The organism is Qipengyuania pacifica, assembly GCF_019711555.1.
Classification (GTDB): domain Bacteria; phylum Pseudomonadota; class Alphaproteobacteria; order Sphingomonadales; family Sphingomonadaceae; genus Qipengyuania; species Qipengyuania pacifica.
In genome coordinates this window covers 15,234-27,749 of the sequence record NZ_JAIGNQ010000001.1, presented here as the reverse complement: position 1 = coordinate 27,749, position 12,516 = coordinate 15,234, and the positions used below count along the sequence as shown (strand labels likewise).

Here is a 12,516-nt window from a genome sequence, read left to right as displayed (position 1 = left end):
ATGCGATGCCCAGGCGACAATCCGTAAGCTGGCGCTGGAGACGCCGTCAGAGTTTTGCCAGTGTGAGGGGATCGCGCTCACCGTCGTAGAACTGTTCGAGCGCTTCGGAGAAGACTTGCGCGTCTTCATCTCCGCAGGCGAGTTCGAAAAGCGTCATGCAGCTTCGAAACTTCAGTGCATCGACAGGTCCGAGAATATCTTCCGCTGACATTGTGCCGGCCCAGTCCAGCATTGCTTCCGTCGCTTCAAAAAGCCGCGGGCCAAGTTCGTCATGGGTACAATAGGACGTCGCTTCGGACTTGTCGGCAAGCGCAAATCTCCGGGCGTTTGCACTGCTGCCTAGCCCGGCAATCTGGGGAAAGATGAACCACATCCAGTGGCCCACCTTCTTGCCTTCGCGAAGTTCGGCAAGGGCAGCGTCGTAAGCGCCGCCGTCCTGAGCGTTCAGGAAATGGGCGAACTCGCTACGTTCAGTCGTCTTCGTCGACATGGTCGGGGAGCCCGTCGAGCTTAGTCGAGGCATAATCCTCGAGCTCGTCTTCACTCATGCTATCGTACATGTCTTTCGAAGCGCCCTGAAGGTCACCGACCTTTGTCTCGCCTCTCTTGGCGGCCAACGCAGCGCCGGCCGCGCGTTGCTGGGCTTTCGATTGTGCAGGCATCAGTTCTGCGCCTCCAGTTCGGATCCTAATTTCAGGACTTCGTCGCCATCATCCTGCCGGACGAGATAAGCCGGATTGTCTCCGTCGCCATCCTTCGTCACTTCCGCACCCTGCAGGGTGCGGGTGACTTTCCGTTCGAACCGCTCCGAAATCTGGCCCTTGCCTTTGCCGTTACCCCAGCTCCATTCGACATATTGGCCGGACCTGAAACTGTTTGAATTGCTCATGCGACCTCTCCGCAGATGCTCAGTTTTCGACGACTTCCAGTCCGTCTTCGGTGGTGGTGCGGTCTTGTTGCGTTGTCGCCTCGTCATCGCCCAGATCGGTCACGATGCTGTCGGTATCGCTGCTACCGTCTTCCATGGACGAAATCTGACCGCTCACTGTGCCTTCTTCCTCGACATCGCCGGTGGTCATTGCGGGAATAATCCAGGTAATCGACAAAAGGATCACTGCCAGAAGCAAACCTCCGGCCAGCACCCAGCGTACGACGCCCTCTTTCGAGCCACCGCTTGCTTCGGTTTCGTCGATGTGGATCTCTTCGCCTTCTTTGTGCACGCGGTAATACTCCCTCAAAAATGTGCGAACCCGCAGGTATCAGGGAGATTTACGCTTCCGTGCGGGGAATGTTCCTTTGCGCTAATCGCGCAGCAGATCGTTGATCCCGGTTTTCTCTCGCGTCTGGGCGTCCACCGTCTTGACGATCACGGCGCAGGCCAGGCCCGGACCGCCATCCTTGCCCGGCAGGGCTCCGGGTACGACCACCGAGTAAGGGGGTATATGTCCGCGGATGACCTCGCCGGTGTCGCGATAGACGATCTTGGTCGACTGGGTAATGAAAACGCCCATGGCTACGACACAGCCTTCACCGACAATCACGCCTTCGACAATCTCGCTCCGTGCGCCGATGAAGCAATTGTCGCCGATGATGGTGGGATTTGCCTGCATCGGTTCCAGCACGCCGCCAATGCCCGCACCGGCCGATATGTGGCAATTTTCGCCGATCTGCGCGCAGCTGCCGATGCTGGCCCAAGTGTCGACCATCGTGCCCTTGCCGACGTACGCTCCGATATTGACGAAACTGGGCATCAGTACGCAGCCTGGGGCGATGTAGGCACCTTCGCGCGCAATTGCGCCGGGTACAACGCGGAACCCGGCCTGGCGGAAACGGGCATCATCCCAGCCGGCGAACTTGCTGGGAACCTTGTCGAATGCAGGATGGCCGGCGCTCCCGCCTTCCATGACCCGATTGTCGTTGAGGCGGAAGCTGAGCAGGACAGCTTTCTTCAGCCACTGGTTGACGGTCCACCCGCCCTTGCCATCGGGTTCTGCAACGCGACCTTCGCCGCTGTCGAGCAAGGTGAGCGCCGCTCCGACCGCTTGGCGCACGTCACTCGATTGCGGAGTGACATTGGCGCGGTCTTCCCACGCAGCTTCGATGCGGTTTTCGAGGTCGGCGCTCATCTTCATCTCCGGATAATTCGGAGCACGCGTTAGCAGCGTTGCTGCGCTAGTCCATCCCTGCTGCCGTGGCGAATTGGTATGCCCGGTCGACCAGCGGCGCGACACGTTCGGACATCGACTTCGCATGAGCGGAAGAAGCGGTACCATCGATCACGCGTTTCTTAATACCCTGCATAATGCCCGCCAGGCGGAACAGATTATAGGCAAAGTACCAGTCCATGGGCGGTACGGGATAGCCGGTGCGCGCTACATAGCGCTCCACTGCTTCGTCCTGCGACGGGATGCCAAGTTCCTTGAGGTCGAGACCCTCCAGCCCAGCGCGCCCGTCATGGGGATTATGCCAGTTCAGCATCAGATAGCTGAAATCCGCAATCGGATCGCCGAGGGTGGACAGTTCCCAATCGAGCACTGCGAGTACTTCGTTGGAATCTGGTCGGAAGATCATATTGTCGAGCCGGTAATCGCCATGGACCACGCTGCTCTCGTGCTGCGGCGGGATGGTCTCGGGCAGCCATTCGATAAGCCGTTCCATCTGGGGCATGTGCTCGGTTTCGGAGAGCTTGTACTGCTTGGACCAGCGGCTGATCTGACGTGCGCAATAATCGGTCGGCTTGCCGAAATCCCCAAGCCCGATGGCAATCGGATCCTTGGTGTGGAGATCGGCGAAAGTGTCGATCATTGAGTTGTAGATTTCTCTTCGCTCGGCCGGTGTATTGTTGGGCAGGGAGCCGTTCCAGAGACTGCGCCCGTCGGCGAGACCCATGACGAAGAACTTCGAACCGATAACCTCGGGATCTTCGCACAGGCCGTATGTCTTGGGCACGGGGAAGCCGGTGGGCCCGAGGGCATGCATCACCGTGTATTCCCGGTCCACGGCATGCGCACTTGGCAGCAGCTTGCCGAAAGGCTGGCGGCGCAGCACATAGCTGCACGTCGGCGTGTCGATCCGGTAGGTCGGGTTGGACTGGCCGCCCTTGAACTTGGTGTAGCTCAGGGGGCCTTCGAAGCCCTCGACATTGGCCGTAAACCACTCTGACAGCGCGTCGAGGTCCATCCGGTCGGCTTCGGGAACCTCGATTGTGCCGACCATTTCCTTGTCGAAATCGATCGCCTGTTCTTCGGCCATCAGTCGAAGACCACCACGCTGCGTGCGGAGGTTCCCTGCTTCATCTTTTCGAATCCCTCGTTGATCTTCTCCAACGGGATACGCTCGGCGATGATCGTGTCGAGATCGAGGAGGCCGCGCATGTAGAAATCGACGAGGCGGGGGAGGTCTACCGGGAAGTGGTTCATGCCCATGATCGCGCCTTGGAGTTTCTTGCCCGACAGGAGGTCCATGGCGCCGAGGCCGACCTTGCAGTCCAGCGGCATCATGCCGAGGATCGTGGCGGTGCCGCCGCGGCGGAGGATCTTCACGCACAGGTCGGCGGAGGCCTGGCGGCCGACGGCTTCGATTGCGTGATGCACGCCGCCGCGGGAAATCTTCATGACTTCCTCGACCGCGTTATCGGCCATGGCATCGACCGTGTGGGTGGCGCCAAGTACTTGAGCGAGTTCACGTTTTTCGGCGAGGGGATCAATGGCGATGACTTTGCCCGCGCCGGCGATCTTGGCTGCGTTGATCGCCGCGAGACCGACGCCGCCGCAGCCGACCACGGCCACGGTTTCGCCCGGGATGACCTTGCAGGCGTTAAAAATCGTTCCCGCTCCGGTAGTTACGGCACAGCCGATGATGGCCGCACGGTCCAGCGGCATGTCTTTGTCGATGGCGACGCAGGCATTTTCGTGGATCAGCATCTGTTCGCAGAAGGCGGACAGATTGAGCATCTGCCCTACAGGAGTCTTGTCAATCGAACGTATGATCCGGGGTGTTTGGTCGGCCGAACGGCGCGTATCGGCCCCAAGACACAGGGCCATACGGCCGGTGACACAGAATTCGCAGTGTCCGCAGAAGACGGACAGGCACGAAACCACGTGATCGCCCGGCTTCACCGTCTTCACTTCCGATCCGACCGCGCGCACCACGCCCGCCGCTTCGTGACCCGGAATGGCAGGAAGCGGGTGCGGATAGGCACCGTCGATGAAGTGGAGGTCGGAATGGCACAGGCCGCATGCCTTGGTGTCGATCAGGACTTCATGCGGTCCGGGATCGGCGAGTTCCACCTCGCCGATCGTGAGCCCGCCGACCTGTTCAAGAATAGCTGCCTTTGCCATCAGCGTGTCGCCCCCATGTCGCCCGAGCTGTGGTTGTCGTTGCCCGATGTTGGCGCCGCACCTTCGCGCAGGGCATTGGCCGTGGGACCGGCTTGGGGAAGATGCTTGGCAAATTCCATCCGCGCGATCGAGCGTGCGTGCACTTCGTCCGGACCATCGGCAAGGCGCAGCGTGCGCTGGTGGGCATAGGCATTGGCCAGACCGTAATCGTCCGACACGCCGCCGCCGCCATGCGCCTGGATGGCATCGTCGATGATGCGCAGCGCCATATTGGGCGCCTGCACCTTGATCATGGCGATTTCCTGCTTGGCTGCTTTGTTACCGACCTTGTCCATCATGTCTGCGGCCTTGAGGCAGAGCAGACGGGTCATGTCGATGTCGATACGGGCACGCGCCACGCGTTCTTCCCAGACCGAGTGCTTGTAGATGGGCTTGCCGAAAGCTTCGCGTTCCTGGAGACGCTTGCACATCTTGGCGAGCGCTTCTTCGGCAACGCCGATGGTGCGCATGCAGTGGTGGATGCGGCCCGGCCCGAGGCGGCCCTGCGCGATTTCGAAGCCGCGACCTTCGCCCAGCAGCATGTTGTCGACCGGAACGCGCACATCCTTCAGTTCGACTTCCATGTGGCCGTGCGGGGCATCGTCATAACCGAAGACGGGCAGGTGACGCAGGATGTTCACGCCCGGAGCATCCATCGGCATCAGGAGCATCGATTGCGCGGCGTGACGCCCGGCGGAAAAATCGGTCTTGCCCATCACAATGGCAACCTTGCAGCGCGGATCGCCCACGCCCGACGACCACCACTTGCGCCCGTTGATGACATATTCATCGCCGTCGCGTTCGATCCGGGTTTCGATATTGGTCGCGTCGGACGAGGCAGTGAACGGTTCGGTCATCAGGAAGGCCGAGCGGATTTCGCCGTTCATCAGCGGCGTCAGCCACTGGTCTTTCTGCGCGCGCGTTCCGTAACGATGGAAGACTTCCATATTGCCGGTGTCGGGCGCGGAGCAGTTGAACACTTCCGAAGCAAAGCCGATGCGGCCCATTTCTTCCGCGCAGAGGGCATATTCCAGATTGGTAAGGCCCGGGCCTTCGAATTCGAAGCTTTCTTCGACGTGGTGATGGCCGTCGTTGCGGGGCGGCATGAAGAGGTTCCAGATGCCTTCCTTCTTCGCCTTGGCCTTGAGATCTTCGACCACGGGAATGACTTTCCAGCGTTCGCCTTCGGCATCCTGTTTCTTGTAGGTCGAGACGGCCGGGCGAACGTGATCGTCGATGAAATTCTTCACCCGGTCGCGCCAGTATGCTTGCCTCTCAGTGGGTTCGAAATCCATCGTATCTGTCCTCTTCTCTCAATTCGGTTGCGCCATGAAACTGGCATAAGGTTAGTGCCAAGCCAAGCCCGCTTGGCCGGTCAGGGGGTTATCGAATGCGCATCCGGGTCGGCGCGCACGGCATCATCGATCGGGTCGTTTTCTTCGGTTGGCGGGCGCCGCGACAGCCGGTTCGCCACCCGCGCTTCGTGCTGAGCCCGCGTGATCGGGAAGCGCCCCAGCCAGAAGGCTGCGAAGAGCGCCAGCGCGCTGGCCGCGATGACGAACAGCACCACCAGTTGCCGCACGGCATCGGGCGAAACAGCGGCCTGCGGCGTGCCCGGGGCGATATCGACCGATTGCACGATCAGGCTGGTCAGCATGATGCCGCCACCGGTGGCGCATTTCTGCACCAGCCAGTTGCCCGAATAGAACGTGCCTTCCGCCCGCTTGCCGGTGCGTTCTTCGAACGCCTCGACAATTTCAGCGACCATGGAGGTGGCCGAAATGATCGAGATGACGCTGGACGTATTGGCGACGATCAGCAGGGCGAACAGCAGGACGGTGGAAGCGGTCGTTCCCGGAGGCGGCCATGCGCCTGCCAGCAGCAGGAAATAGGGGCCGCAGTAGAATACCAGGCCGACCAGCGCGGAGATGGCGGCGGCTTTCGGCTTGCCCCAGCGGCGATGGATGGGGCTGACGATCAGGAACATGAGCACGACCGACAGGAACAGGACGGCGGGATAGAGCTTGAAGGCCAGATCGCTGAACTGCCACACGTAGAGGTTCACATATTGCGTGATCGAAAAGGTCATGCCCTGAAGGATGTAAGCGGCCAGCCCGCCAAGCGCGAAAATGACGAAGGCCTTTTCGCGGAAGGCATCGAAGATTTCCGAAAAAGCATTGCGGATCGAGAAGGCAGGGGGCCGATGCGGCGGGCGATGCGCCACGACGCGGTGCTGGGCCGCCGCCGAACCGATGACCGAAAGCGCGATCAGGCCCGCCCCGAACATCCCGTAGAGCGCATAGCCTTCAGGCTGGAGCTGGGATTGCGGGGTGGGCAGGAACAGAGTGAAGGTCAGTACCATCATCAGCAGGCCGCCAAGCCAGCCCGACAGGAAGCGATAACGGAACAGCGTGGTGCGTTCATCGTAATCGTCGGTGATTTCGGGCACCAGGCTGACCGACGGCACTTCGCAGGCCGACAGGAGCAGGCGCACGCCGACGGCCAGTGCGACGATATCCCAATAGCCCGGCGCGCCGGTGAAGGGCGGCGACCACAGGAGGGTCCACAGAACGGCCAGCGGGATCGGGGCGAGATACAGCCACGGCAGGCGGCGGCCCCATTTCGTATATGTACGGTCCGACAGATGGCCGAGAAGCGGATCGACCAGCGCATCGATCAGCAGCGCCGTCGCCAGTGCCGCCCCGACCGTGCTGGCGTCCACGCCGAGAACGAGATTGTAGAAGGGCAGCAGAAAGAAGCTGAAGCCCGAATCCTTCACGCCGAAGGCCACGGCCCCGAAGCCGTGGGCCAGCTTCAGACGCTGGGGGAGGGGGCCTTTGACGAAGGGCATCAGGGGGCTTTCTGCGCCTCCCTGGCCTGCGCTTCCATCGCTTCGAGAGAAGCCAGCAGGCCGGGTTCTTCGGGGTCCCAGCTATGGCGCGGACCGACTGTCAGACCGCCGTCCACCAGCAGCGACGTTCCGGTTACGAAGCCGGCTTCCTCGCTGGCGAGGAATGCGACCGCATTGGCGATATCCATCGACTGGCCCCCGCGCGCCACGGGCTGGGCGTTGGCGGACATCTGCGCGATCGCGGCCTTGGCCATCGCTTTCATCTCGCCCGTCAGTTCCAGGCTGGCAATGAAGATATTGGTATTGATGAAGCCGGGCTGGACTGCGTTTACGCGAATGCCGTGCCGGGCAAGGTCGGTCGCCGCGCATTTGGTGAGATGCAGCACGCCCGCCTTGGCCACGGCATAGGCGGTGGGGGAGTAGCCCGGGCCAACGGCCGCCACGCTGGATACGTTGACGATGCTGGCACCCTTGCGCCCCTTCATATGCGGAACGGCATAGCGGATGCCGAAGGCCACGGACCGCAGCAGCAGGTCCATCGTACGGTCCCAGTCATCCGGTTCCATTTCGGAGATGTCGGCGCGGGTGCCACCGGCGCCGGCATTGTTGAAGACGACGTCGATACCGCCCGTTTCATCGCCTGCGCGGTCCATCAGCGCCTTTATGGCAGCAGGATCGCAGACATCGCAGCGGGCGAAGCGCACGTCACCCGGAGTATCGGCGGCCAGTTTCTCGCCCCCGTCGACATCGATATCGGCGGCGAAAACGATGGCACCTTCGCTGGCGAACAGCGCAGTTGCAGCAGCGCCGATTCCCGACGCTGCGCCAGTAACGATTACGGTCTTGCCCGAGAATCGCATGCCTACTCTCTCCCCGAATTTCTCCGTTTCAAGCTTAGGGGAGCGCTGCGCCGCGTCAACGCATTCCGGCTGACGTTACGGCAATGCGGACCATCGCCAGTGGTCTTGCACATGCCATGCGAATCACCCTAACGTAAGCGTCAACATACCGCTGCTTTAGAAGAGAGGATTCGGCACATGTCCGACAGCGATCTGGAAGCCTTCCGCGCGGAAACGCGTGAATGGCTCGAGGCCAACTGCCCACCCGAAATGCGTGAACCCGTCCGTGACGAGGGCGATGTCTATTGGGGCGGCCGCAATGCCAGCTTCAAAAGCGATGCGCAGAAAGCCTGGTTCGAGGCGTGCCGCGACAAGGGCTATACCGTGCCCGAATGGCCCAAGGCCTATGGCGGCGCGGGCCTGACCCCGCCCGAAGGCAAGATCCTGCGGCAGGAAATGGCGCGCATCAACGCCCGCCCGCCCCTGTCCAGCTTCGGCATCTGGATGCTTGGCCCGGCGCTGCTGCATTTCGGCACCGAAGGCCAGAAGCAGAAGTTCCTCAACGAAATCGCGCGCGGCGAAATTCGCTGGTGCCAGGGCTATTCCGAGCCGGGCAGCGGTTCCGACCTGGTTTCGATGCAGACGTTCGGTGAAGACAAGGGCGACCACTGGGTGGTCAACGGCCAGAAGATCTGGACGTCCTATGCCGACGAAGCCGACTGGATTTTCTGCCTCGTCCGCACGGACAAGGAGAACAAGTACCAGGGCATCACCTTCATGCTGTTCGACATGGAGAACGAGGGCGTCAGCACCAAGCCGATCAAGCTGATCAGCGGCAACAGCCCGTTCTGCGAAACCTTCATGGACGATGTCACCGTCCCCAAGAGCTATGGCGAGGACATTCCCGGCTATGTCGGCGAGATCAACCGCGGCTGGGACGTGGCGAAATATCTGCTCGGCCACGAGCGCGAGATGATTTCGGCTACCGGCGGCGGCGACCGTGCCTCTTCGCTGGGTGCCGTGACGTCGCGTGCGGGCCTGCTGGATCCGGTGCTGCGCGCCGAAATGGCCATGTTCGATGTGGATGCCTTGTCCTTCACCGCGATGAGCGAGAAGTTCATGGATGAACTGAAGGCCAGGAAGGGGCATCCCGCCCAGCCCAACATGCTGAAATATGCCGGGACCGAGCTGAACAAGCGCCGCCATGAACTGCTGATGGCAGCGGGCGGCAGTGCGGCGCTGGAATGGGAAAGCGAAGAGAGCAACGGTGGCAAGACCGCCCGCAGCTGGCTGCGCACCAAGGCCAATTCCATCGAAGGCGGTACGAGCGAGGTCATGCTCAACGTCATTTCCAAACGTATTCTCGACCTGCCGGGAGCCTGACGCGATGCCTCTGTATTACGACGACGACCAGACGATGCTGGCCGAAACCGCCAACCAGTTCATGGCGGAAGAAGGGTCGATCAAGAACCAGCTGCGCCACTGGCGCGACCGCAACTGCAAGGACGGTTTCGGCCATGCCCTGTGGAAGCAGTTCGGCGAAATGGGCTTCACCGGCATGCTGGTGGGCGAAGACGACGGCGGGCTCGGCATGGGCCAGGTGGAAGCGAACATCGTGCTTGAGGAAATCGGGCGCAATCTGACGCCGTCGCCTTTCCTGTCTTCTTCCGTGCTGGCTGCGACTGCGCTCAAGCACGGAAGCAACGATGTGAAGGGCCGCTGGCTTCCGGACCTGATTTCGGGCGACAAGGTCTATGCCGTCGCCATCGACGAAGGGCCCAAGCACCGGCCCGAAACGATTGCCTGCAAGGCCGAGAAATCGGGCAATGGCTTCCGCCTGTCGGGCAAGAAGGATTTCGTCGTCTATGGCGCCAGCAGCGAGATGATCGTGGTGGCTGCCCGGACTTCGGGCAGTGACAGCGACGATGAAGGCGTGACCCTGTTCGCCGTGCCGCAGGATGCCGCGGGCATGAGCCACGACAGCGTGCGCCTGGTCGACAGTTCGATGGCCAGCCACATCACCTTCGACGGCGTGGAGCTGGACGGCGATTCCGTGATCGGCGAAGTCGACGGCGGGCGCGAAGTCCTCAACGCCATGTTGATGGCAGGCCGCGTCGGTTCGGCAGCGGAAGGCGTGGGCGTTGCCCGCGGCGCGATGGACATGACGGTGGATTACCTGCGCCAGCGCAAGCAGTTCGGCAAGGTAATCGGCGAATTCCAGGCGCTGCAGCACCGCGCCGCGCATCTCTATTCCGAAGTCGAGATCGCCCGCGCGGTCACGATCAAGGCAGCCCAGCTTGTCGACGGCGGCAGCGAAAAGGCCGATCTGATGGCATCGGTCGCCAAGGCCAAGGTGGCCAAGGTGGCGGGACTGGCCGTGCGCGAAGGCGTGCAGATGCATGGCGGCATCGGCATGACCGACGAATACGACATCGGGCTCTACATGAAGCGCGACCGGGCGCTGCAGGAATTCCTGGGCGACCAGTATTACCACGCCGGCCGCGTTGCCGAGCTGAGCGGTTATTGAGCGGGAGAGACATGATGACGCTTGAAGACCTGTTCAGCCTCAAGGGGCGCGTTGCGCTCGTCACGGGCGGGAGCCGCGGCATCGGCAAGATGATCGTCGAAGGCTTCCTCGCCGCCGGGATCGAGCGCGTTTACATCAGCGCGCGCAAGATCGACGAGATCGAGGAAACCTGCGCCGAGCTGGGCGACAGGGTGATCGGCATCCAGGGCGATCTGTCGACGATCTCGGGCATTGAGGCGCTGGTGGAAGAGCTGTCGAGCCGCGAGAGCAAGCTCGATATCCTCGTCAACAATGCCGGGGCGGCCTGGGGCGTCGACTATCTCGAATTCCCGGAAGCGGGCTGGGACAAGGTCATGGACCTCAATGTGAAGACGCCGTTCTTCCTGACCCAGAAACTGCACACGCTGCTGACCGCCGCCGCCAGTGCGGACAAGCCGGGCAAGGTGATCAACATCACCTCGATCGACGGGCAGCGGGTCAATCCCTGGGAAACCTACAGCTATCAGGCCTCGAAAGCGGCACTTATCCACCTGACCCGCCGGATGGCGGCGCGGCTGGTGAAGGACCACATCTACGTCACCAGCCTCGCTCCCGGCGCCTTCCCCTCCAGCATGAACCGTGCAGCGCGCGACCATGAGGAGAAATCGGCCGCCGGCATCCCGAGCAAGCGCGTGGGCGACAAGCTGGATATGGGCGGCACCGCCGTATACCTCGCCAGCCGGGCCGGGGACTATACCATCGGCGAGACGCTGACGGTCGATGGCGGCATTGTGAATGCTCTGCTTCCGACCCACTTTGCCGATCCGGGATAAGGGTTCGAACCGTTGATCCGATAAGCGCCACTACCCGTTGAAGGAGAGCGGAATTTCCTTGCGGGTGGCGTTGCTGCCAAGCTAACTGGCGCGAATATTTTTCAAGCAGTCAGCCGGCATTCGCCAGCGGTGAGGGGTCGATAAAGTGCGTAGTGTTTCCGTCCGTGCCATCAGTGCAGCACTGTGCTGCGTTCTCGTAACCGCGTGCGGCGGTGACGATTCGCCGACCCCGACCCCCACCGAAAGCCCGACGCCCGGGCCCTCGCCGAGCCCCACGCCGACGCCGACCGAAGTCGATTTCGATTTCTCGACCGATTTCACGTCGAGCATCACCAACTCGGCCTATGCCTTCGCCTATTTCGCGCCGGAAGGCGGCACCGAAGTGTGGAGCGACGGTTCGCGCCGCAACGGCCAGAGCACGATCACATATGAGGTCGCGCCGGAGAACGTCGAATACACTTGGCCCGACACGCTCGAGCTGGAAAGTTTCACGGCAGCAAACCTGCTGAATTCGTCCCCCACGATCAGGACGTATCGCAAGGGAACCACGGACGGGCTCCAGATGGAGCTGCCGTTCGAGCACGTTCTGCGCGTCGCCTATGAAAAGTCGCAGTCATTCATCCGCGACACGGTGCCCGGCACGCTGCGCAGCTTCCGCTATGCGCTGTTCTTCAATCCGGTCACCACGGATACCACTATCACGGCCAACCTTTCCTATACCGGCACGCCGCAGGCGACCGGCGGCGAGGCAGGCGTAACGCCGTCCGGCGCCATCACGTCGCCCGAAACCACTTTGGTCGTCGGTCCTGACGGGAACAACATCAAGATCAACGGCACGATCCGTATTCTGGAAACCGTCAATGGCAATAACGTCGTACGGGCCGTTCTCCCCATTTCCGGGAACGTGGGTACCAACGGATTCTTCAATGGGCTGATCGAGGACGAAGCCAATGGCTTCGCCGGCAATTTCGTCGGATCGCTCGCCGGACCTTCGCGCGAGGAAGTGTTCGTCGTCTTCTATGTCGTCAAGGTGGACGATGAAGGCGAGGAAGACGAAGACGATGTGCGCAAATACATCGGATCGCTGATCGGCAGCTGATCCATAACT

The 12,516-nt window shown here is 61.7% G+C and carries 14 protein-coding genes; 4 read left to right on the top strand and 10 right to left on the bottom strand.

The features are described from left to right. Positions 1–46: 46 nt before the first annotated feature. The 10 genes from K3177_RS00185 to K3177_RS00140 all read right to left on the bottom strand — a co-directional run bounded on the left by K3177_RS00185 (position 47) and on the right by K3177_RS00140 (position 8,090). On the bottom strand, positions 47–490 hold the full coding sequence (locus tag K3177_RS00185) for a DUF1810 domain-containing protein (protein ID WP_221596223.1): 444 nt from the start codon (positions 488–490) through the stop codon (positions 47–49). Continuing rightward, the gene (locus K3177_RS00180) at positions 471–662 is read right to left on the bottom strand and encodes a DUF3008 family protein (RefSeq protein WP_103022311.1); all 192 of its coding nucleotides are present in this window, start codon (positions 660–662) and stop codon (positions 471–473) included. The genes K3177_RS00185 and K3177_RS00180 overlap by 20 nt, the downstream gene beginning before the upstream one ends. Then, positions 662–889: a hypervirulence associated TUDOR domain-containing protein gene (locus K3177_RS00175; protein WP_103022312.1), complete on the bottom strand. Its 228-nt coding sequence runs from the start codon at positions 887–889 to the stop codon at positions 662–664. Before K3177_RS00175 ends, K3177_RS00180 begins: the two co-directional genes overlap by 1 nt. A gap of 19 nt (positions 890–908) precedes the next feature. After that, a complete protein-coding gene (locus K3177_RS00170; RefSeq protein ID WP_199797710.1) occupies positions 909–1,220 on the bottom strand; it encodes a hypothetical protein in 312 nt (103 codons plus the stop codon). Between the two features lie 81 nt (positions 1,221–1,301). Further along, positions 1,302–2,126: a 2,3,4,5-tetrahydropyridine-2,6-dicarboxylate N-succinyltransferase gene (gene dapD / locus K3177_RS00165; RefSeq protein WP_221596221.1), complete on the bottom strand. Its 825-nt coding sequence runs from the start codon at positions 2,124–2,126 to the stop codon at positions 1,302–1,304. 46 nt (positions 2,127–2,172) lie between these two features. Beyond that, positions 2,173–3,252, bottom strand: coding sequence for a phosphotransferase family protein (locus K3177_RS00160; protein ID WP_221596218.1), 1,080 nt, complete (start codon positions 3,250–3,252; stop codon positions 2,173–2,175). Further along, a complete protein-coding gene (locus tag K3177_RS00155; RefSeq protein WP_221596216.1) occupies positions 3,252–4,340 on the bottom strand; it encodes a Zn-dependent alcohol dehydrogenase in 1,089 nt (362 codons plus the stop codon). Before K3177_RS00155 ends, K3177_RS00160 begins: the two co-directional genes overlap by 1 nt. After that, positions 4,340–5,674 carry an acyl-CoA dehydrogenase family protein gene (locus K3177_RS00150; protein ID WP_103022315.1) on the bottom strand — a complete coding sequence of 445 codons (1,335 nt, stop codon included), beginning with the start codon at positions 5,672–5,674 and terminating at the stop codon, positions 4,340–4,342. Before K3177_RS00150 ends, K3177_RS00155 begins: the two co-directional genes overlap by 1 nt. Before the next feature lie 80 nt (positions 5,675–5,754). Next, the gene (locus K3177_RS00145; RefSeq protein ID WP_221596214.1) at positions 5,755–7,230 is read right to left on the bottom strand and encodes an MFS transporter; all 1,476 of its coding nucleotides are present in this window, start codon (positions 7,228–7,230) and stop codon (positions 5,755–5,757) included. Continuing rightward, the gene (locus K3177_RS00140; protein ID WP_221596212.1) at positions 7,230–8,090 is read right to left on the bottom strand and encodes an SDR family NAD(P)-dependent oxidoreductase; all 861 of its coding nucleotides are present in this window, start codon (positions 8,088–8,090) and stop codon (positions 7,230–7,232) included. Before K3177_RS00140 ends, K3177_RS00145 begins: the two co-directional genes overlap by 1 nt. A 177-nt stretch (positions 8,091–8,267) precedes the next feature. Here K3177_RS00140 and K3177_RS00135 point away from each other — a divergent pair, with 177 nt between their 5' ends. The 4 genes from K3177_RS00135 to K3177_RS00120 all read left to right on the top strand — a co-directional run bounded on the left by K3177_RS00135 (position 8,268) and on the right by K3177_RS00120 (position 12,507). Then, on the top strand, positions 8,268–9,452 hold the full coding sequence (locus K3177_RS00135; protein ID WP_103022318.1) for an acyl-CoA dehydrogenase family protein: 1,185 nt from the start codon (positions 8,268–8,270) through the stop codon (positions 9,450–9,452). Positions 9,453–9,456: 4 nt separating this feature from the next. Then, on the top strand, positions 9,457–10,596 hold the full coding sequence (locus K3177_RS00130) for an acyl-CoA dehydrogenase family protein (protein ID WP_221596210.1): 1,140 nt from the start codon (positions 9,457–9,459) through the stop codon (positions 10,594–10,596). 14 nt (positions 10,597–10,610) lie between these two features. Then, entirely contained in the window at positions 10,611–11,408 is a 798-nt protein-coding gene (locus K3177_RS00125; protein ID WP_196847947.1) for an SDR family NAD(P)-dependent oxidoreductase, read from the top strand. A 145-nt stretch (positions 11,409–11,553) separates the two neighbouring features. Beyond that, a complete protein-coding gene (locus tag K3177_RS00120) occupies positions 11,554–12,507 on the top strand; it encodes a hypothetical protein (RefSeq protein ID WP_221596208.1) in 954 nt (317 codons plus the stop codon). The last annotated feature ends 9 nt before the right edge of the window (positions 12,508–12,516 follow it).

What these genes read in the sequence shown, in the direction of transcription:
- K3177_RS00185 (WP_221596223.1), bottom strand. Translation starts at nt 490, where the DNA reads ATGTCGACGAAGACGACTGAACGTAGCGAGTTCGCCCATTTCCTGAAC.
- K3177_RS00180 (WP_103022311.1), bottom strand. Translation starts at nt 662, where the DNA reads ATGCCTGCACAATCGAAAGCCCAGCAACGCGCGGCCGGCGCTGCGTTG.
- K3177_RS00175 (WP_103022312.1), bottom strand. Translation starts at nt 889, where the DNA reads ATGAGCAATTCAAACAGTTTCAGGTCCGGCCAATATGTCGAATGGAGC.
- dapD (WP_221596221.1), bottom strand. Translation starts at nt 2,126, where the DNA reads ATGAGCGCCGACCTCGAAAACCGCATCGAAGCTGCGTGGGAAGACCGC.
- K3177_RS00160 (WP_221596218.1), bottom strand. Translation starts at nt 3,252, where the DNA reads ATGGCCGAAGAACAGGCGATCGATTTCGACAAGGAAATGGTCGGCACA.
- K3177_RS00155 (WP_221596216.1), bottom strand. Translation starts at nt 4,340, where the DNA reads ATGGCAAAGGCAGCTATTCTTGAACAGGTCGGCGGGCTCACGATCGGC.
- K3177_RS00150 (WP_103022315.1), bottom strand. Translation starts at nt 5,674, where the DNA reads ATGGATTTCGAACCCACTGAGAGGCAAGCATACTGGCGCGACCGGGTG.
- K3177_RS00145 (WP_221596214.1), bottom strand. Translation starts at nt 7,230, where the DNA reads ATGCCCTTCGTCAAAGGCCCCCTCCCCCAGCGTCTGAAGCTGGCCCAC.
- K3177_RS00140 (WP_221596212.1), bottom strand. Translation starts at nt 8,090, where the DNA reads ATGCGATTCTCGGGCAAGACCGTAATCGTTACTGGCGCAGCGTCGGGA.
- K3177_RS00135 (WP_103022318.1), top strand. Translation starts at nt 8,268, where the DNA reads ATGTCCGACAGCGATCTGGAAGCCTTCCGCGCGGAAACGCGTGAATGG.
- K3177_RS00130 (WP_221596210.1), top strand. Translation starts at nt 9,457, where the DNA reads ATGCCTCTGTATTACGACGACGACCAGACGATGCTGGCCGAAACCGCC.
- K3177_RS00125 (WP_196847947.1), top strand. Translation starts at nt 10,611, where the DNA reads ATGACGCTTGAAGACCTGTTCAGCCTCAAGGGGCGCGTTGCGCTCGTC.